The organism is Tepidimonas sp., from assembly GCF_036825565.1.
GTDB lineage: Bacteria > Pseudomonadota > Gammaproteobacteria > Burkholderiales > Burkholderiaceae_C > Tepidimonas.
In genome coordinates, this window is sequence record NZ_DAISXZ010000043.1 from 1 (window position 1) to 18,880 (window position 18,880).

Annotated in this window: 15 protein-coding genes and 3 pseudogenes; 7 read left to right on the top strand and 11 right to left on the bottom strand. The window is 69.3% G+C overall.

The genetic code is table 11. From position 1 onward, the window contains the following. The 6 genes from rfbC to rfbB all read right to left on the bottom strand — a co-directional run. Nucleotides 1-520: dTDP-4-dehydrorhamnose 3,5-epimerase (rfbC, locus tag V7026_RS07180; RefSeq protein WP_334154699.1), on the bottom strand; the 520-nt coding region annotated here is incomplete at its 3' end. Between the two features lie 4 nt (nucleotides 521-524). Next, the gene (rfbA, locus tag V7026_RS07185; protein WP_334154701.1) at nucleotides 525-1,391 is read right to left on the bottom strand and encodes a glucose-1-phosphate thymidylyltransferase RfbA; all 867 of its coding nucleotides are present in this window, start codon (nucleotides 1,389-1,391) and stop codon (nucleotides 525-527) included. Between the two features lie 88 nt (nucleotides 1,392-1,479). Next, a complete protein-coding gene (locus V7026_RS07190) occupies nucleotides 1,480-2,031 on the bottom strand; it encodes a FlgO family outer membrane protein (protein ID WP_068606540.1) in 552 nt (183 codons plus the stop codon). Further along, nucleotides 2,028-2,714 (bottom strand): hypothetical protein, encoded by a 687-nt coding sequence (locus tag V7026_RS07195; RefSeq protein ID WP_334154703.1) that lies wholly within the window; start codon nucleotides 2,712-2,714, stop codon nucleotides 2,028-2,030. Before V7026_RS07195 ends, V7026_RS07190 begins: the two co-directional genes overlap by 4 nt. Nucleotides 2,715-2,853: 139 nt before the next feature. After that, a complete protein-coding gene (rfbD, locus tag V7026_RS07200; protein ID WP_334154705.1) occupies nucleotides 2,854-3,780 on the bottom strand; it encodes a dTDP-4-dehydrorhamnose reductase in 927 nt (308 codons plus the stop codon). Next, entirely contained in the window at nucleotides 3,777-4,847 is a 1,071-nt protein-coding gene (gene rfbB, locus V7026_RS07205) for a dTDP-glucose 4,6-dehydratase (protein WP_334154707.1), read from the bottom strand. Before rfbB ends, rfbD begins: the two co-directional genes overlap by 4 nt. Before the next feature lie 150 nt (nucleotides 4,848-4,997). On the opposite strand from rfbB, the gene V7026_RS07210 reads away from it, so the two are divergent. Continuing rightward, nucleotides 4,998-5,252, top strand: a complete 255-nt coding sequence (locus tag V7026_RS07210) for an acyl-CoA-binding protein (protein ID WP_334154709.1) — start codon at nucleotides 4,998-5,000, stop codon at nucleotides 5,250-5,252. 13 nt (nucleotides 5,253-5,265) lie between these two features. On the opposite strand, the gene V7026_RS07215 is transcribed toward V7026_RS07210, so the two are convergent. Beyond that, nucleotides 5,266-7,371 (bottom strand): molybdopterin-containing oxidoreductase family protein, encoded by a 2,106-nt coding sequence (locus V7026_RS07215; protein ID WP_334154711.1) that lies wholly within the window; start codon nucleotides 7,369-7,371, stop codon nucleotides 5,266-5,268. A 63-nt stretch (nucleotides 7,372-7,434) separates the two neighbouring features. Between V7026_RS07215 and V7026_RS07220 the strand changes: the two genes are divergently transcribed. Next, a complete protein-coding gene (locus V7026_RS07220) occupies nucleotides 7,435-8,646 on the top strand; it encodes a M20 aminoacylase family protein (RefSeq protein WP_334154713.1) in 1,212 nt (403 codons plus the stop codon). Nucleotides 8,647-8,664: 18 nt separating this feature from the next. Here the strand turns inward: V7026_RS07220 and V7026_RS07225 are convergent, their stop codons facing one another. The 3 genes from V7026_RS07225 to V7026_RS07235 all read right to left on the bottom strand — a co-directional run bounded on the left by V7026_RS07225 (nucleotide 8,665) and on the right by V7026_RS07235 (nucleotide 10,980). Continuing rightward, nucleotides 8,665-9,501 carry a type III pantothenate kinase gene (locus V7026_RS07225; protein ID WP_068607156.1) on the bottom strand — a complete coding sequence of 279 codons (837 nt, stop codon included), beginning with the start codon at nucleotides 9,499-9,501 and terminating at the stop codon, nucleotides 8,665-8,667. Between the two features lie 39 nt (nucleotides 9,502-9,540). Next, nucleotides 9,541-10,665: an MBL fold metallo-hydrolase gene (locus V7026_RS07230; RefSeq protein WP_334154716.1), complete on the bottom strand. Its 1,125-nt coding sequence runs from the start codon at nucleotides 10,663-10,665 to the stop codon at nucleotides 9,541-9,543. A 69-nt stretch (nucleotides 10,666-10,734) separates the two neighbouring features. Beyond that, the gene (locus tag V7026_RS07235) at nucleotides 10,735-10,980 is read right to left on the bottom strand and encodes a metal-sensitive transcriptional regulator (RefSeq protein WP_068607153.1); all 246 of its coding nucleotides are present in this window, start codon (nucleotides 10,978-10,980) and stop codon (nucleotides 10,735-10,737) included. Nucleotides 10,981-11,109: 129 nt separating this feature from the next. On the opposite strand from V7026_RS07235, the pseudogene V7026_RS07240 reads away from it, so the two are divergent. The 4 genes and pseudogenes from V7026_RS07240 to V7026_RS07255 all read left to right on the top strand — a co-directional run. Beyond that, a pseudogene (locus tag V7026_RS07240) lies at nucleotides 11,110-11,975 on the top strand (TRAP transporter substrate-binding protein); the annotation flags it as partial. Further along, nucleotides 11,975-12,481: pseudogene (locus tag V7026_RS07245) on the top strand (TRAP transporter large permease subunit); the annotation flags it as partial. The pseudogenes V7026_RS07240 and V7026_RS07245, both read left to right, overlap by 1 nt. Nucleotides 12,482-12,705: 224 nt before the next feature. Then, nucleotides 12,706-16,011 (top strand): fused isobutyryl-CoA mutase/GTPase IcmF, encoded by a 3,306-nt coding sequence (icmF, locus tag V7026_RS07250; protein ID WP_334154718.1) that lies wholly within the window; start codon nucleotides 12,706-12,708, stop codon nucleotides 16,009-16,011. After that, nucleotides 16,008-16,901, top strand: a complete 894-nt coding sequence (locus V7026_RS07255; RefSeq protein ID WP_334154720.1) for a DMT family transporter — start codon at nucleotides 16,008-16,010, stop codon at nucleotides 16,899-16,901. Before icmF ends, V7026_RS07255 begins: the two co-directional genes overlap by 4 nt. Nucleotides 16,902-16,954: 53 nt before the next feature. Here the strand turns inward: V7026_RS07255 and V7026_RS07260 are convergent, their stop codons facing one another. Further along, complete coding sequence (locus tag V7026_RS07260) at nucleotides 16,955-17,587, bottom strand: 5-formyltetrahydrofolate cyclo-ligase (protein WP_068607145.1); 633 nt, start codon at nucleotides 17,585-17,587, stop codon at nucleotides 16,955-16,957. A 10-nt stretch (nucleotides 17,588-17,597) separates the two neighbouring features. Here V7026_RS07260 and V7026_RS07265 point away from each other — a divergent pair. Further along, nucleotides 17,598-18,880, top strand: a pseudogene (locus V7026_RS07265) (lytic transglycosylase domain-containing protein); the annotation flags it as partial.

The window sequence follows — 18,880 nt, forward strand, 5'->3', positions numbered from 1 at the left end:
GGTCCTTGGCCGACAGCAGCGGGGCCATGCCCAACGACGGCCATTCGATGCCGATCTTCGGGTCATCCCACCGGATGCAGCGCTCCGACTCGGGCGCGTAGTAGTCGGTGGCCTTGTAGAGAAAGTCGGCGCTGTCGGTCAGCGTCAGAAAGCCGTGCGCCAGCCCGGGCGGGATCCAGAGTTGGCGGTGGTTGGACTCGCTCAACTCCACCCCCACCCACCGGCCAAAGGTCGGCGAGCCGCGCCGGATGTCCACCGCCACGTCGAAAACCGCCCCGCGCACCACGCGCACCAGCTTGCCCTGCGCGTGCGGGGCCAACTGGTAGTGCAAGCCGCGCAGCACGCCTTTGGCGCTGCGGCTGTGGTTGTCCTGTACGAAGGCGATGCCGCTCAGCCCGGTGGCCGCCTCGAAGTCGCGCTGGTTGAAGCTCTCGAAAAAAAAGCCGCGCGCGTCGCCAAAGACCTTGGGCTCCAGAATCAGCACGCCGGGGATGGCGGTCGGGGTGATGGTGTACGGCATGGGCTTATCGCAGCAGGCTCAACAGGTACTGGCCGTAGCCGTTTTTGACCAGGGGCTGGGCCAGCCGCTGCATTTGCTCCGCATCGATCCAGCCCTGGCGCCAGGCGATCTCCTCCGGACAGGCGATCTTGAGGCCCTGGCGCCGCTCCAGCGTGGCGATGAACTGCCCCGCATCCAGCAGGCTGTCGTGGGTGCCGGTGTCCAGCCAGGCGTAGCCGCGCTGCATGATCTGCACGTTGAGCTGGCCGCGCTCCAGATAGGCTTGGTTGACGGAGGTGATCTCCAGCTCGCCGCGGGCGCTGGGTTGGACCGCCCGCGCGATATCCACCACCTGCTCGTCGTAGAAATACAGCCCGGTGACGGCGTAGGGGCTTTTGGGGGCCCGGGGTTTTTCTTCGATGCTGATCGCACGGCCCTGCGCGTCGAACTCCACGACGCCATAACGCTCGGGATCGTGCACATGGTAGGCAAACACCGTGGCACCCGTGGTTTGCGCATCGGCGGCGTGCAGCAGGGGCTGGAAGTCGTGCCCGTAGAAGATGTTGTCGCCCAGCACCAGCGCGCTGGGGTGCCCGGCCACGAAGTCCGCACCGATCAGAAAGGCCTGCGCCAGCCCGTCGGGGCTGGGCTGCACGGCGTACTGCAAATTCATGCCCCACTGGCTGCCGTCGCCGAGCAACTGGGCAAAGCGCGGCGTGTCCTGCGGCGTGCTGATGACGAGCACGTCGCGAATGCCCGCCAGCATCAGCGTGCTGAGCGGGTAGTAGACCATGGGCTTGTCGTACACCGGCAGCAACTGCTTGCTGACGGCCAGCGTGGCCGGGTGCAAGCGGGTGCCGGAGCCCCCGGCGAGGATGATGCCTTTGCGCATGAGCAGAAGCCGCCCGACCCGGCAGGATCAGGCGGTGATGCGTGAACGAAGAAACCCGCCCCGATGCGGCGCAAGGGGCGGCTGGCCGTCAGTAGTCGCCCGTGGGCTTGCGCACCAGGCGCTGGACGTCGCGATCCATCGGCAGGGCGTAATCATAGCCCCTCAGGATCTGGCCGGTTTCCGATCGCACCAGCTTGACGTTGACGTACACATATTGGCCAGCGACCGAATAGGTGCCGACCAGCACCGCCGTGGCCTGATGCACCCGGGCGATGTCCTTAATCTCGCGCGACAGCAGCAGCTCGCCGGTTTGCTCGCGCACGAACACGTCGCCGCGCAGTTTCATTTCGCGCACATCGATCCCCGCGGCCGCCGCCGCGGAGCTGTACTGCTCCGACAGCGTGCGCCCCAGCGGCGAGGACACGCGCAGGTCGTTGACATCGACAATGGTGGCCACCAGCAGCGGCGACGCCTGGGCCGCGGGCAGCCCCGCCAGCAGCTTGGCCATCGCATCGCGGTTGGCCTGCAGAAACGGGTGCGCAGCCGCCTGCTCATACGTCGGCAGGGTGGCTTTGGGCTGCGCCGAACACCCGACCAGGGCCACGGCCGCCGCCATGGCAAACGCAGCGAAGGCTCTCATTGGGACACCACCTTGAATTCGCGGGACGCGGGGCCGCGCACGACCTGGAACAGGGTGGCGTCGCTGTCCTCGACGTAGTACACGTCGGTGTTGCGCACGAGGTAACGGTCGCCCTGCATGATGGTGGTGGTCAAAATGACCTCGGTGTGGGTTGGCCCGCCCGTGTACTGGCTGCGGGCCACGTCGGCGATCACGGCGTAGCCCAACCCGCCCACCATGGCCGCGTCGGGGTGCGCATGGACGCCCAGGTAGTGCGCCACGTACACGCCAGAGGTGATGGCCGTGAAGAGACCCGGAATGAAGTGCGGACGGTCGCTGTTGTGGCGCACCACCTGCGCTTGGTAGCTGACCTTGATGGGGGCGTCGTCGCGTTCGACGACCGTCTTGCCCTCGCTGACCAAGCGGGTGATCAGCAGCTCGCGGAAGGCCCGGTCGAACGCGGTGGGCGACGCCGGCAGGCCGACCTGAAGGGCGGCGCCTGCCGCGGGGGTCTGGCCCAGCCGCGTCAGCGTGGTGGACACCACATGGCCCGCCACGGCGTCCCAGTGCCCGGCGGAGCGGACTTTTTTCTGCGCGGTGTACGGAAAATTCTCGGCCACAGGAATGGGCGCATGGGTGCACCCCCCCAAGCCCACGAGCAGACTGCCCGCCAGCGCGGCGTAGGCTGTTTTGAATCGGTTCAAGGGACCTCCCGTGCGCGATGGTCTTCGACTTGTGTTGCGGCGACGGTAGCACGCGTCCCCCCGAGCGTCAAGGCAAACGCCGGTTGCGCGCGCCGGGCGTCGCGATTTCCCCAACAACGGCACGCCCCGGGCACCCCGGTCAGGGCAGCGGCAGCGATTCGACCCACCGCTGCACCCCAGTCTGCCAGGCTGGCAGATGCAGGCCGAAGGTGCGCTGCAGGCGGGTGGTGTCCAGCCGCGAATTGTGCGGGCGCCGCGCCGGCGTCGGGAAAGCGCTGGTGGGCACGGGGTCGATGGCCGAGACGCGCCAGCCCGCGTCCGGCCAGCGGCGGCGGGCCGCCTCGATGACATGACAGGCGTAGCCGTGCCATGTGGTCACCCCGGCCGCCGCGAGGTGGTAGGTGCCGCTGCCCTGCCCCGTGGCAAGCACCTGCCGCAGCGCATGGGCGGTGACATCGGCAATCAAATCCGCCCCCGTGGGCGCGCCCCATTGGTCGTCCACCACGGTCAGGCGTTCGCGCTCGCGCGCCAGGCGCAGCATGGTGCGGGCGAAGTTTCCGCCGCGCACGCCGTACACCCACTGGGTGCGCAGGATGAGGTGCCGGCAGCCGCTGGCGCGGATGGCGTCCTCGCCCGCGAGTTTGGTGTGGCCGTAGGTGTTGAGCGGCCCGGTCGCGTCGGCTTCGGCCCACGGCCGCTCCCCACTGCCGTCAAAGACGTAGTCGGTGCTGTAGTGCACCAGCCACGCCCCGCAGGCCGCCGCCGCCTCGGCCAGCGCACCGGGGGCCTGGGCATTGGTGCGGTGGGCCCGTTCCGGCTCGCTCTCCGCTTTGTCCACGGCGGTATAGGCCGCGGCATTGACGATGGCGGTCGGCTGCAGCGCCGCCACGGTGCGTCGCAGGCCGTCCAGGTCCGTCAGATCGCCGCACAGCGCAGCATCGTGACCCGGCCAGCGGCCGCCCGCACGGTCCAGGGCGATGACGTCCCCCAAGACGGCCAGGCTGCGCTGCAGCTCCCAGCCGACCTGGCCGTTTTTGCCCAGCAGCAAAATGCGCGGACGGGTCATGCGGCCGCCACCCCATATTGCTTGTGCACCCACTCCCGATACGCCCCGCTTTGCACGCGCTGCACCCAGTCGGGGTGGTCCAGGTACCACTGCACGGTTTTGCGGATGCCGGTCTCGAAGGTTTCGGCCGGCTTCCAGCCCAGCTCGCACTCGATCTTGCGGGCATCGATGGCGTAGCGTCGGTCGTGGCCGGGGCGGTCGGGCACGTGGGTGATTTGCTCGCGGTAGGAGTGGCCGTCGGCCCGGGGGCGCAGTTCGTCGAGCAGTGCGCAGATGGTGTGCACGATCTCCAGGTTGGGTTTTTCGTTCCAGCCGCCAATGTTGTAGGTCTGCCCAGGCTGGCCGGCCTCCAGCACGCGGCGGAGGGCGCTGCAGTGATCGCGCACATACAGCCAGTCGCGCACCTGCTGGCCGTCGCCGTACACCGGCAAGGGTTTGCCAGCCAGGGCATTGACGATCATCAGCGGGATGAGTTTTTCCGGGAAGTGGTACGGCCCGTAGTTGTTGGAGCAGTTGGTGGTGAGCACCGGCAGGCCGTAGGTGTGGTGCCAGGCGCGCACCAAGTGGTCGCTGGCGGCCTTGCTGGCGCTGTAGGGGCTGTTGGGTTCGTAGCGGTTCGTCTCGGCAAACGGGGGATCGTTGGGCCCCAAGGTGCCGTAGACCTCGTCGGTGCTGACGTGCAGAAAACGAAACGCCGCTCGCTCGGGGTCCGGCAGGGCGCTCCAATAGGCGCGCACCGCCTCCAGCAGGCGAAAGCTGCCCACGACGTTGGTCTGGATGAAATCTTCCGGCCCATGGATGGAGCGGTCCACATGGCTTTCGGCCGCAAAGTGGAGCACCGCGCGCGGGCGGTGCTGCGCCAGCAGCCGATCGACCAGGGCCCGGTCGCCGATGTCGCCCTGCACGAAGTGGTGGCGAGAGTCGCCCTGCAGGCTGACCAAGTTCTCCCGGTTGCCGGCATAGGTGAGCTTGTCCAGATTGACGATCGGCTCGTCCGACTGCGCCAGCCAGTCGAGCACGAAGTTGCTGCCAATGAAACCGGCACCGCCGGTGACAAGAAGAGTCATGTGCGCGCCATCCTCTGCGGGGTCGAATGCGGCGAGAGACCGCGCCGCGGTCGCGATTGTGGCATGGCGACACCCCGCGCCGGGAATGGCTCCGCGCAGGGAAGGCCCCGGCGCATTGCCAAAAAGAACGAACGTTCGTATGATGCAGCCATGAGCACCGCCCAAACCGCCTTCGAGTCCGCCCTGGAGCGCGTCAAGACCCTGACCCAGCGCCCCGACAACGCCACCCTGCTGCAGCTCTACGCGCTGTACAAGCAGGCCACCGAGGGGGACAACACCACCGCCAAGCCCAGCCTGACCGACTTGGTGGCCCGCGCCAAGTGGGATGCGTGGAACAAAGTCCAGGGCCTGAGCCGCGACGAGGCGATGCAGCGCTACGCGGATCTGGTGAACAGCCTGGAGTGATCCGCGCCGGCGGTCATGCCGGCACCCGGCGCACCTGCACCAGACAGTCGTAGAAGGTGGGCGCGCGGCCCAGGTCGGTCAGGGCCTGGCTGGTCAGTTCGTTGACGTTGGTGCCGTCCGCCCCCATTTTGCGCCACCAGATGCCCAGCCCCACCACCACGCCGGGGCGGGCCCGGCCATTGAGCCGCGCGCGCGTGCGGTGCCGACCCCGGTCGTTGAACACCTCCACCCAATCGCCATCGGCGATGCCGCGCGCAGCGGCATCCTCCGGGTGCATCTCCAGCAGCGGCTCGCCCTCAGCGTCGCGCAGCGACACGACGTTGACGAAGGTGGAATTGAGAAAATGCCGCGCCGGCGGTGAGATCATGGCCAGCGGATGGCGCGGATCGGTGCCCGGCGCCTCGTGGTTGGGCAGCACGGCGGGCAGTGGATCCAGCCCCTGAGCCGCCAGCCGGGGACTGGCCAGCTCGCATTTGCCGGACGGGGTGGGAAAGCCGCCCTCGGCAAACGGGGCTTCGGGCAGCGCCAGGGTAACGTGGCCACGGGCGAGCAGGAGGTCGAAATCCACGGCCTCCCCGAAGGCTTGGCGGCACAGCGCCTCGTCATCGTCGGCAAAACAGGGGTCGTCGAAGCCCAGACGCCGCGCCAGCTCACGGAACACCCAGGTGTTGGGCCGCGCCTGCCCCAGCGGCGCGATGGCGGGGCGATTGAGCAACACGTCCGTGTGGCCGTAGCTCAGGTGGATGTCCCAATGCTCCAGCTGCGTGGTGGCGGGCAGCACATAGTCGGCGTAGTCCGCCGTGTCGGTACAAAACTGCTCCAGCACCACGGTAAACAGGTCCTCGCGCGCGAAGCCGCGCACCACCTTGGCGGATTCGGGCGCGACCGCCACGGGGTTGCTGTTGTAGACGATGAGGGCCTCGATGGCCGGGCCAAAGTCCGGCGACGCTGGGCGCAGCAGGTCGTCACCGATGGTGCTCATGTTGATGACGCGCGGCTGCGGGCAGGGGCTGCGCTGCAGCAGGTCGGGGCGAAAGAGCGCCTCGCGCCGCACCGGGTAGCAGCCGGAGCTGGACAGCAGCAAGCCGCCCGCCCGGTGGCGCCAGGCGCCGATGACCGCGGGCAGACACGCCACCGCCCGCACCGCGTTGCCGCCCCCGCGCACGCGCTGCATGCCGTAGTTGAGGCGGATGGCCACCGGCTCGCGCCGCTGCACGCAGGTGCCGATGTCGCGCGCCAGGGCCACGATCTGTTCCACCGGCACCCCGCAGACGGCGGCCGCGCGCTGCGGCGGCCACTCCAAGGCGCGTGCGCGCAGCGCCTCCCAGCCCAGGGTGTGGCGCTGCACATAGTCATGGTCCACCCAGTCGTGGACGATGCACTGCTGCATCAGGGCGTAGGCCAGGGCCGCATCGGTACCGGGCAGCAGCGCAAGGTGCTCGTGGCATTTCTCGGCCGTCTCGGTGCGGCGCGGGTCGATGCACACCAGCCGCGCACCGGCGCGCTTGGCCTGCTGCGCATAGCGCCAGAAGTGCAGGTTGCTGCCGACGCTGTTGCTGCCCCAGATCAGGATCAGCCGGCTCTCGGCAAAGTGCTCGACGCGCATGCCGACCTTGCCACCCAGGGTGGCCTCCAGCCCGGCCGCCCCCGCCGAGGCGCAGATGGTGCGGTCCAGCAGCGACGCGCCCAGCCGGTGAAAAAAGCGCGCGGCCATGCCCTCGCCCTGAACCAGCCCCATGGTGCCGGCGTAGCTGTAGGGCAGGATGGCCTGCGGATCGCGCGCGGCCAGCGCGCGCAGCCGCGCGGCGATGTCGTCGAGGGCGGCCTCCCACGTGACGGGCTCGAACCGGCCGCTCCCCTTGGGCCCGACGCGGCGCAGGGGTTGCAGCAGCCGCTCCGGGTGATACACCCGCTCCAGATAGCGGCTGACCTTGGTGCACAGCACGCCGCCCGTTTGCGCGTGGTCGGGATTGCCCTGCAACCGCACGGCGCGGCCGTCGCGCACGGTCGTCACGAAGGCGCAGGTGTCCGGGCAGTCGTGCGGGCAGGCGCCGTAAACGACGTGTTCGGCGGTGGGTTCGGCGCCTGGGATGGCGGGGGAAGCGGCAATGGCAGACATGGCCGCATGGTACGCGACCCACGCCGGCGCCCACGGCGGCGCAAATCGCGCTAGGATGCCCCCATGAAGCTGATCGAGCCCATCGTCGAACAGGCCGCAGCGATTGCGGCCATCCGCCGCGACCTGCACGCCCACCCCGAGCTGTGCTTTCAAGAGGTGCGCACCGCCGACCGGGTCGCGGCGCTGCTGACGGAGTGGGGCATCCCCATCCACCGCGGGCTGGGCACGACTGGCGTGGTGGGCATCGTGCACGGGCGCGACGGTGGCGCCTGCGGACGGGCCGTGGGGCTGCGCGCCGACATGGACGCGCTGCCGATGACGGAGCTCAACACCTTCGACCACGCCAGCCGGTACCCGGGACGCATGCACGCCTGCGGACACGACGGCCACACGGCCATGCTGCTGGCCGCCGCGCAACACCTGGCGCGGCACCGCGACTTTGACGGCACGGTGTATCTGATCTTCCAGCCGGCGGAAGAAGGCGGCGGCGGCGCGCGCGAGATGATCGCCGACGGGCTGTTCGAGCGCTTTCCCATGCAGGCGGTGTTTGGCATGCACAACTGGCCGGGGCTGCCCGTGGGGCGCTTTGCGGTCAGCCCCGGGCCGGTGATGGCCTCGAGCAACGAGTTCGCCATCACCCTCCACGGCAAGGGAGGGCATGCCGCCCTGCCCCACAACACGGTGGACCCCGTGCCCATCGCCTGCCAACTGGTGCAGGCCTTTCAGACCATCCTGACGCGCAACCTGCGGCCGGTGGAGCCGGGTGTGATCTCGGTCACCATGATCCACGCGGGCGAGGCGACCAATGTCATCCCCGACCGTTGCGAAATCCAGGGTACCGTGCGCACCTTCACGGTGGAGGCGCTGGATCTGATCGAGCGGCGCATGCGCGAGTTGTCCGAGCAGCTCTGCGCAGCGTTTGGCGCCCGCGCGGACTTCCGTTTCCGGCGCAACTATCCGCCCACCGTCAACAGCGCGGCCGAAGCGGCCTTTGCGGCCGAGGTGATGCGCGACATCGTCGGCCCGGACGGCGTGGTGGCCCAGGAGCCGACGCTGGGGGCGGAGGACTTTGCCTACATGCTGCAGGCCAAGCCGGGGGCGTATGTCTTCATCGGCAACGGGGATGGCGCCCACCGCGGCACCTATGGCCCGGGCCACGACGCCGGCCCCTGCACCCTGCACAACCCGCGCTACGACTTCAACGACGAGCTGATCCCGCTGGGCGCCACCTACTGGGTGACGCTGGCAACCCGCTGGCTGGCGCGGACCGCCTGACGCCGCGGGTGTGGCCGGTCACGGCCGCACATCGGCGGTCGCCCACGCCGGGCTGGCCGCCCCGAAGCGGTTGCGCGCGATGGCCAGCAGGCCGTCGAAGATCAGCCCCTCGACCAGCTCGAAGGGCACCGTCATGTGCGGCGCCATTTTCCAGCCGGCACCGCCGGTCATCAGGCAGACCGGCTCGTGGCCCGTGTGGGCGCGCAGGTTGTCCACCATGCGCTGCACCGCTCCGGCAATGGCAAAGGTGCCGCCACTGGTGAGCGCATCGCTGGTGTTGGTGGGAAAGGCCCGCACCTCGCCGGTGGGCACGTGCAGGCCGGCCGTGCCGGACTCCAGCGCCCGCAGCATGATGCCGTGGCCCGGCAGGATGATGCCGCCCAGGAAGCGCCCCTCGGCATCGATCGCCTCGACCGTGACGGCCGTGCCGACCATCACGACCACGCAGGGCCGCGGCTCGCCGCGGGCCAGCAGCCGCTGGCGCGCCCCGATCATGGCCACCCAGCGATCGGGGCCCAGCCGGGCCGGGTGGTCGTAGCCGTTGATCAGCCCGGCCTCGGCATTGCCCGGCACCACCCATTGCACCGGCGCATCCCACAGTTCGAGCTGCTCCTCCACCCGGTGGCGCACCCCGGCGCCGGCGACGATGCTGCCCAGCACCCAGCGCGGCGCGCGCAGCGGGCGCCAGTCGCCCTCGGCCAGGGTTTCGATGTTTTCCAGAAACTGCACCCCGTGCGCGAGCAACCGCGCCCCGGGGGCCGGCGCCTCGTACAGCGCCCATTTGAGGCGGGTGTTGCCCACGTCCAGCGCAAGCAGCGCGGTCGATTCGGTGGCGGCGGTGTCCGGCGCAGTCATCAAAACATCATAACGGCCCGGCTGGCCGCGAGGCCGGGCTCAGTTTTGCCGCCAGGGCAACCCACGGTGGCGCCAGCCCCCACGGTGCCCGCGCTGGCCACGCTCGTCGGGGTCGCCCTCGAAGCCTTCGAGCACGTTGTAGGCCGTGGCCCCCAGCTCGGTGGCGCGGCGCGCCGCGGCGATGGAGCGCGCCCCGCTGCGGCACAGCATCAGCAGCGGCTTGCCTTCGGCGGCCAGCTGGCGCACGCCATCGTCGAAGGCGGGGTTGGGCTGCATGCCGGGCCACTGCTTCCACGCCAGCGCCTGGGCGCCGGGCACGTAGCCGACCCACTCGCGCTCGGCGTCGGTGCGCACGTCCACCAGCACGGCGCGGCTTTCCTGCACCCAGCGCCAGGCCAGCTCCGGCGCCACGTCGCCAGCGTAACCCTGCGCCGGGCGCGGCACCTCGCGCTCGGCGCCGTCCGCATCGTGGCGGATGCCGCCGCGCAGGTTGGCCGGCACCGCCTCGTCCATGCGGCGCGGCCGCGGCAGGCCCAGGTGCTCCATGATGGCCACGAACTCCGCCAGCGACTTGCCGGCCAGGCGCGGGTTGTGCGCCTTCTCGTGCCCGATGGTGGAGTGGGTGCGGCCGTGGTAGTCGTGCCCGGGCCAGACGATGGCCTCGTCCGGCAGCGTGAACAGGCGCTCGGTGATGCTGCGGTAGAGCGCCTCGGCGCTGCCGGACTGGAAGTCGGTGCGGCCGCAGCCGCCGATCAGCAGCGTGTCGCCGGTGAAGACGTGCGTCTGGCCATCCACCTGCCAGACGTAGCTCATGCTGCCGGCGGTGTGGCCGGGGGTGGCCAGCGCGTGCAGCCGCTGCGCGCCAAAGGCGAGTTCGTCACCGTCCTGCAACGCGCGGTGCACGGTGGTGATGCCACAGGCCGCCGGTGCCGCGGTGCGGGCGCCGGTGTGCTCCGCGAGCTTGAGTGCGCTGGTGATGTGATCGGCGTGCGCGTGCGTCTCCACCACCCAGACGAGCCGCAGACCGTATTCGCGCAGCACCTGTAGGTCGCGCTCGAGCTGCTCGTCCACCGGGTCGATGATGACCGCCTCGCGCGTGTCGGCGTCGAACAGGGCGTAGGTGTAGGTGCAGGAATCGGGATCGAAGCGCTGGATCGGATGCATGGCGCCGATGGTAGCGGCTCGCGCCCGCAGACGCGATCCACGAGCCCCACAAACACGCCCCGGCGGGCGTCAGGCAAAGCGGACCAGCAGCTCCGCCACGTCATCCGGCGGGGTATCCCCCTGGGCCATGACACAGCCCACCATCATGAAAAACGATTTGTCCAGCGCTTTGCGCGCCGCGGCCAGTTGTTGAGCGACTTTCTCGCAATCCGTGTCGGCCTCTATGAGGCGCTGGATGCCGCGCAACTGCCCCTCGACACGTTTGAGGCGCAGCAGCAGGGCTTTCTTGCGATCGGGGTCTTGGACGGATTGCATGGCAAACGGCGAAAGCGGCGATGGGTTCAGTCTTTATACTCCATATGGTATTCAAGCGTTGCCAAACGTCAACGGATGCGCAGACTTTTCACACGGCTTGGGAAATTTTCGCGATTGCGGCTGCTGTAGGGCGCGGCCGTCGCCGCTGGCGCCATGGCTGCTCCAATGGTGGCCGCGGCGCAGACGACATCGCTGCGCTTCCAGTCCACCTGGCCGGCCAAGGACATCTTCCACGGGCACGCGAACGACTTAGCCTAGAAGGTCAACGCCATGGCGGGCAACCGCCTGAGGATCGAGGTGCTGCCGTCCGACTCGGTGGTGCCCGCGTTCCAGCTGCGGAAGGCGGTGGCCAGGGGCACGCTGGACGGCGGCCACGGCGTGGTGGCCTACCACGACGGCAAGAACTGGGCGCTGGCGACAAGAGCCTGAACACATGGACGTGGTCTCGTTCCTGTACGGGCCGTTGCCGACGCAGCCGTTCGGCTGGTTCAAAAAGCCCATCGCCAAGGTCGACGACCTCAAGGGCATCAAGCTCCGCACCGTCGGGCTGGCTGTGGACCTCGGCACCGAGATGGGCGCGGCGGTCAACCCGTTGCCGGGCGGCAAGATCGTGCCGGCGCTGGACCGCGGCCTGATCGACGGCGCCGAGTTCAACAACGCCTCCTCCGACCGCATCCTGGGCTTTCCGGACGTGGTCAAGAACTGCATGCTGCAGAGCTTCCATCAAAGCGGCGAGCAGTTCGAGATTCTGTTCAACAGGACCAAGTACGACGCGCTGCCGGCGGAGCTGAAGTCCATCATCGACTATGCGGTGCAGGCCGCCAGCGCCGACAGGAGCTGCAAGGCCGCGCACCGCCACTCGCAGGACTACCTGGATGCTGGACAGCCAGCGCGCCGTTGTCGAACGCGCCGGCGGCTGGTGGAACGACGACACGGTCGACTTCAAGATGGCGTGGAACCACTACTTCCGCCGCCCGGCCGGCAAACAGGGCTGATGCGCCGCGAACCGTGGTTTGGTTTCAGCCTGATGGGCCTGATGATGCTGGCGCTGGTGGTGGGGGCCATCATGCGCGGCTTCCCGACAGCGTTCACGCTGATGGGCATGGGCATCATCTTCACCTTCTTTGCCTACCACTCCGGCGGGCAAAGCGCGGCCGGCGCGGTCAAACAGACGCTGGACCTGATGGTGCAGCGGGCGTTTTCGGCCATGAGCAACGACGTGCTCATTTCGATCCCGCTGTTCGTTCTTCATCGGCTATCTGGTCGAGCGCGCCAACCTGATCGAAAAGCTGTTCAAGAGCCTGCACCTGTCGATGGCGCGTGTACCGGGGTCGCTGGCGGTGGTGCAGTTGTACGCGGGGGCCCTCGTCCCCGGCCTGATGCTCGCCGGGCTGTACGTGGTGTGTATGTGATCGTGCTGGCCAAGCTGCGGCCGCACACCATGCCGCCGCTGCCGGCGGAGCAGCGCATCGTGCCGCTGCCCCCGCTGACCGCGCGGCTGGCGCATCCAGATCCTGGCCATCGTGCTGCTGTATCTGCTCCCGGATATCGGGCTGTGGCTGCCCAAGGTGCGGTACGGCTGAGCCCCGCGCCGGCGGGGCGGGCGGCGGTTGGTTCGGCGCGGGTTCTCGGCTAATATTGACGTTTACGTAAACGTCAATACCAACCCGCCCCTGGCCCGCAGGCGATTGCGCCGCGGCATGCGCCCTCCGAGGAGACCACTGCATGACCAACCTGTCCGCCGAATTCCAGGCCCTGGCCCAGTACCGGCCCACGCACAAGGTGCGCTTCGTCACCGCCGCCAGCCTTTTTGACGGTCACGACGCGGCCATCAACATCATGCGCCGCATCCTGCAGAGCATGGGGGCGGAGGTGATCCACCTGGGCCACAACCGCAGCGTGGACGAGGTGGTCACCGCCGCCTTGCAGGAGGACGTGCAGGGCATCGCGGTCAGCTCGTACCAGGGCGGGCATGTGGAGTATTTCAAGTACATGGTGGATCTGCTGCGCCAGCGCGGCGGCGAGCACATCCAGGTGTTTGGGGGCGGCGGCGGCGTGATCGTGCCCAGCGAAATCCGCGAGCTGATGGACTACGGCGTGGGCCGCATCTACAGCCCCGAAGACGGCCAGCGCATGGGCCTGCAGGGCATGATCGGCGAGATGGTCATGCGCTGCGACCGCGACCTCTCGCCCTATGCGCCGCGCGACATCGCGGCCATCCAGGGGCACAGCGACGCCGCCTGGCGGGCGCTGGCGCAACTGATCACGGCGGTCGAGAACGGTCAGGCCGACCCCAACCTGCTGGCGAGCCTGCGCGCGGCCGCGGCTGACACACGGGTGCCGGTGCTGGGCATCACCGGCACGGGCGGCGCGGGCAAGAGCAGCCTGACCGACGAACTCATCCGCCGCCTGCGGCTGGACCAGGACGATGCGCTGCGCATCGCCGTCATCAGCATCGACCCGAGCCGGCGCAAGAGCGGCGGCGCCCTGCTGGGCGACCGCATCCGCATGAACGCCATTGGCCCGTGGCAGCAGGGCCCGCGCGTGTACATGCGCAGCCTGGCCACGCGCGACTTCGGCAGCGAAATCTCGGCCGCGCTGCCGGACGTGATCGCCGCCTGCAAGGTGGCGGGCTTCGACCTTGTGATCGTCGAGACCTCCGGCATCGGCCAGGGCGACGCCGCCATCGTGCCGCATGTGGATGTGCCGATGTATGTGATGACGCCGGAGTTTGGCGCGGCCAGCCAGCTCGAAAAAATCGACATGCTGGACTTCGCGGAGTTCGTCGCCATCAACAAGTTCGACCGCAAGGGCGCGCTGGACGCCCTGCGCGACGTGGCCAAGCAGGTGCAGCGCAACAAGGAGGCCTGGGGCAAGCGGCCGCAGGACATGCCGGTGTTTGGCACCATGGCCGCGCGCTTCAACGACGACGGCGTGACCGCGCTCTATCAGGCGCTCAAGGCCCGGCTGGCCGAGCTGGGGCTGAACCTGCCGCTGGGCGTCGAGGGCGGCCGGCTGCCGCGGGTGGACGTGCGCCACAGCAGCAACCAGACCCCCATCGTGCCGCCGGCGCGCACCCGCTACCTGGCCGAAATCGCCGAGACCGTGCGCAGCTACAAGCGCAAGGTCCATGAGCAAGCCCGGCTGGCGCGGGAGATCCAGCAACTCCACGCCACGGCCGCGATGCTGCGCATCGGCAAGGTCGGCCGCGCCAAGGCGGCCGAAGCCGTGGACGAGCTGGCCCAGCAACGGCAGGAGCGGCAGGACCCCGCCGCCCGCAAGCTGCTGGCGCAGTGGCCCGCCATGCAGCAGGCCTATGCGGGCGACGAGTATGTCGTCAAGATCCGCGACAAGGAAATCCGCACCCAGCTCACCCACACGACGCTCAGCGGCAACAAGATCCGCAAGGTCGTGCTGCCCAAGTACGAGGACCACGGCGAGCTGCTCAAGTGGCTGATGCTGGAAAACGTTCCCGGCAGCTTCCCGTACACCGCGGGCGTGTTCGCTTTCAAGCGCGAGGGCGAGGACCCGACGCGCATGTTTGCAGGCGAGGGCGACCCGTTCCGCACCAACCGGCGCTTCAAGCTGCTGTCGGAGGGGATGCCGGCCAAGCGGCTGTCCACCGCCTTCGACTCGGTGACTCTGTACGGTGCCGACCCCGACCCGCGGCCGGACATCTACGGCAAGGTCGGCAACTCCGGCGTGTCCATCGCCACGCTGGACGACATGAAGGTGCTCTACAGCGGCTTCGACCTGTGCAACCCGTCGACCAGTGTGTCCATGACCATCAATGGCCCGGCGCCCACCATCCTGGCCATGTTCATGAACACCGCCATCGACCAGCAACTCGACAAGTTCCGTGCCGACAACGGGCGCGATCCGACCGACACCGAAGCGGCCAAGATCAAGGAATGGGTGTTGGCCAATGTGCGCGGCACGGTGCAGGCCGACATCCTGAAGGAAGACCAGGGTCAAAACACCTGCATCTTCTCGACCGAGTTCAGCCTGAAGGTGATGGGCGACATCCAGGAGTATTTTGTCCACCACAATGTCCGTAACTTCTATTCGGTGTCGATTTCCGGCTACCACATCGCCGAGGCCGGCGCCAACCCGATCAGCCAGCTTGCCTTCACGCTGGCCAATGGCTTCACCTTCGTCGAGGCGTATCTGGCGCGTGGGATGCACATCGACGACTTCGCGCCGAACCTGAGCTTTTTCTTCAGCAACGGCATGGACCCGGAGTACACCGTGCTGGGCCGCGTGGCGCGGCGCATCTGGGCCGTGACGATGCGCGACAAGTACGGCGCCAATGAGCGCAGCCAAAAGCTCAAGTACCACATCCAGACCAGCGGCCGTAGCCTGCACGCGCAGGAAATCGCCTTCAACGACATCCGCACCACGCTGCAGGCGCTCATTGCCATCTACGACAACTGCAACAGCCTGCACACCAACGCCTACGACGAGGCCATCACCACGCCCACCGAGGAGTCGGTGCGCCGCGCGATGGCCATCCAGCTCATCATCAACCGCGAGTGGGGCCTGGCGAAAAACGAAAACCCCAACCAAGGCGCTTTCATCATCGAGGAGCTGACCGAATTGGTCGAGGAGGCCGTGCTGGCCGAGTTCGAGCGCATCGCCGAGCGCGGCGGGGTGCTCGGCGCGATGGAGACCGGCTACCAGCGCGGCCGCATCCAGGACGAGAGCATGCACTACGAGATGCTTAAGCACACCGGCGAGCTGCCCATCATCGGCGTCAACACCTTCCGCAATCCGCATGGCGACCCGATCCCCGAGTCGCTGGAGCTGGCCCGCTCCACCGAGGCCGAAAAGCAGTCGCAACTGCAGCGCCTGCGCGACTTCCACGCCCGCCACGCGCACGAGGCGCCGGCGATGCTGCAGCGCCTGAAGGACGCTGTGATCGAGAACCGCAACGTCTTCGAGGTGCTGATGGACGCGGTGCGCTGCTGCTCGCTCGGCCAGATCACGCAGGCGCTGTTCGAGGTGGGTGGCCAGTACCGGCGCAACATGTGAGTGAGGGCAACCTGCGCAGCATCGCTGCCATGCTGGCAGCGGTGGCCTTTTTTGCGCTGATGGACACGGTGCTCAAGCACCTGACGGCACACTATCCGCCGGCGCAGGTGGCGTCGATGCGCGGCTGGGTCGCGCTGCCGTTGGTCGTGGCATATCTGACTTGGCGGTGCGCCTGGCACCGGGTGTGGCAGGTGCGCTGGCCGCTGCACGCCATTCGAGGCGTGCTCGCGGTGGTCATGCTCACGGCGTTTGCGTATGGCGTGTCGTCGCTGCCACTGGCCAACGCCTACACGCTGTTTTTCATCGCCCCGCTGCTGATCACGCTGCTGGCCATCCCCATCCTGGGCGAGCGGGTGCGGCGCGCGCACCTGGCGGCCATCGCTGCCGGGCTGGTCGGCGTGGTGATCGCGCTGCGGCCGACGCCGGACGCCTTCCTGGGATGGGCGGGGCTGGCCGTGCTGCTGGCCGCGGGGGCGTATGCGGCCTCTGCTGTGCTGGGGCGACTGGCTTGCCGCACCGACGCCCCGGAGAGCCTGGTCTGGTGGTCGATGGTGGCGCTGGCCTTGGGGGCGGGCGCCCTGGCCGCGCCGCACTGGCGGCCGGTGGCCGCGGATCACCTGCCCGCGCTGGCGGCCTTGGCCATCACGGGCTTTGCCGCCCAACTGGCCATCACCGAGGCCTTTCGCCACGGACAGGCCTCGGCCGTGGCACCGTTTGAATACACGGCGCTGGCCTGGGGCGTCGCGCTGGATGCGGCGATTTGGGGTGTGTGGCCCGACGCACCCACGCTGGTGGGGGCGTCGGTGGTCATCGCCGCGGGGCTGTACCTGATCCGCCACGAACGGCTGCACGCCCGGCGCGACCTGCACACCAACACGCCGCACCCCTGACGGCGCGCAGCCCGGCCGGGGCGGCACGGGCGCTCCGGGCACCCCGCCACCGGTCAATCGATCGGCCAGGCCACGCCCTGATCGGTCAGGATGGCGTCCAGCGGCACATCGTGCGGCTCGGGCGCCAACCACGGCAAAAAGCCGTGCGCATACGCCAGCCCGACCGTGAACGGGCGGGGGCGCAGCGCCGCCAGCGTGCGGTCGTAAAAGCCGCCCCCGTAGCCCAGGCGTGTGCCGCCCGGGCCATACCCCACGCAGGGCACGAACAGCAGCGTCGGCTCGACCACCTCGGTGTCCTTGGGCTTGGGGATGCCGTAGGCGTCCTCCTCCATCGGACAGCCGGGGTACCAGACATGAAAGCGCAGCGTCTGCGCCACCTTGTCGATCACTGGCAGGGCGATGCGGCGGCGCTGCCGGGCGCTGGAGGCGTCCTCGACGTTGGCGGCCTCCTGCCAACGGTGCAGCGCGGGCAGCGGGTCGAACTCGCCCTTGATCGGCCAGTAGGCCCCGATCACCGCATCGGGCCGCTCCACCATCCACACCCGCATGACGCGCTGCAAGGCCTCGTTGCGCGCCAGCCGGTCGGACAGGCGCAGCCGCTCGGCCACCAGCCGCTGGCGCCACTGCCGCTTGCGGGCTGCGGGATCGGTCTCCTCGCCCTGGCGTTCGGGGTCGATGTTCTCCATAATCGCCTTTATGGGTCTGGTACATGTGCGCCGCTGGGCGCTGGCTTGGGGCAACACCGTCGCGGAGGTCACGACAGGGGCCGCTGCCATCTTACCGTCCCGCCGCTGGGCGGCACTCGCCTGCGTCGCGGTGGCGCTGCTGGGCGCCCCCCCGCTGTGGGCGGCCAGCGACACGGCGGCGCGCGCGGCAGCCGCGGAGCGCGCGCTGACCGAGATGCGCGCCGCCTTCCAGAAAGGCGAGGCCAGCCGCCTGGCCAGCCTGCTGCCGCAGGTGCAAGGGCATCCGCTGGAGCCGCTGGCCGCCTACTGGGCGCTGCGGGTGCGGCTGGAGGTCGCGAGTGCGGACGACATCCGCCTCTTTTTGACGCGCTGGCGCGGCACCTACTGGGAAGACCGGCTGCGCAACGACTGGCTGCTGCTGCTGGGCGCGCGCCGGGACTGGCCGACGCTGCTGCAGGAGGTGGCGGCCTTCCGCATGAACGACGACGCCGAAGTGCGCTGCTACACCGCGCTGGCGCGCCTGGAGACCGGCTTGGTCCAGCCGGGCGACATCGCGGCCGAGGTGCGCGACACCTGGCTGGCACAGCGCGCGGCCGCACCCGGCTGTGCCGCCGCCGCGGGGCGGCTGATCCAGGCCGGTGCGCTAACGCCGGATGTGGCCTGGCAGCGCGCGCGCCTGGGCGTGGAGGCGGGGCGGCTGGCCATCGCCACGCAGGCGGTCGGGCTGCTGAATCCCGAATGGGTGCCGCTCGTGGAGCGGGTCTACCAGTCCCCGCAGCGCTATCTGGACGACAAGGTGACCGCTTTGCGCCACCGGACCAAGGAAATCGTCACCCTGGCGCTGATCCGGCTGGCCACGCAGGACCCGTCCGCCGCCGCGGAGGAGGCCGCGCACCTGCGCTGGCGCGCCCAGCTCACCGCCGAGGAACGGGCCTGGATCTGGGGCGCCATCGGCAAGCGGGCCGCTCTGCGGCTGTCGGACGATGCGGTGCGCCACTTTGCCCGGGCCGATGACGCCCTGCTGCCCGACGACTGGCGGGCGTGGAAGGTGCGCGCCGCCCTGCGCGCCGGTGACTGGGCGACCGTGCGCCGCACCATCGAGCACATGGGCGACAAACAGCGCCAGGATCCGACTTGGACCTACTGGCTGGCGCGCGCGCTGCAGGCCAGCGGCCGGCCCGAAGACGCCGCCGCCGCCCGCGAGGCGTATGCCCGCATCGCCGGCAGCGCCGGTTTTTACGAAAAGCTGGCCGCCGAGGCGCTGGGGCAGCCCTTCACCCTGCCGCCCGCCCC

Coding starts and splice junctions, on each gene's coding strand:
- rfbB (WP_334154707.1), bottom strand. CDS start 4,847: ATGACTCTTCTTGTCACCGGCGGTGCCGGTTTCATTGGCAGCAACTTC.
- V7026_RS07230 (WP_334154716.1), bottom strand. CDS start 10,665: ATGCATCCGATCCAGCGCTTCGATCCCGATTCCTGCACCTACACCTAC.
- icmF (WP_334154718.1), top strand. CDS start 12,706: ATGACCAACCTGTCCGCCGAATTCCAGGCCCTGGCCCAGTACCGGCCC.
- V7026_RS07225 (WP_068607156.1), bottom strand. CDS start 9,501: ATGACTGCGCCGGACACCGCCGCCACCGAATCGACCGCGCTGCTTGCG.
- V7026_RS07190 (WP_068606540.1), bottom strand. CDS start 2,031: ATGAGAGCCTTCGCTGCGTTTGCCATGGCGGCGGCCGTGGCCCTGGTC.
- V7026_RS07220 (WP_334154713.1), top strand. CDS start 7,435: ATGAAGCTGATCGAGCCCATCGTCGAACAGGCCGCAGCGATTGCGGCC.
- V7026_RS07210 (WP_334154709.1), top strand. CDS start 4,998: ATGAGCACCGCCCAAACCGCCTTCGAGTCCGCCCTGGAGCGCGTCAAG.
- V7026_RS07260 (WP_068607145.1), bottom strand. CDS start 17,587: ATGGAGAACATCGACCCCGAACGCCAGGGCGAGGAGACCGATCCCGCA.
- V7026_RS07235 (WP_068607153.1), bottom strand. CDS start 10,980: ATGCAATCCGTCCAAGACCCCGATCGCAAGAAAGCCCTGCTGCTGCGC.
- rfbD (WP_334154705.1), bottom strand. CDS start 3,780: ATGACCCGTCCGCGCATTTTGCTGCTGGGCAAAAACGGCCAGGTCGGC.
- V7026_RS07215 (WP_334154711.1), bottom strand. CDS start 7,371: ATGTCTGCCATTGCCGCTTCCCCCGCCATCCCAGGCGCCGAACCCACC.
- rfbA (WP_334154701.1), bottom strand. CDS start 1,391: ATGCGCAAAGGCATCATCCTCGCCGGGGGCTCCGGCACCCGCTTGCAC.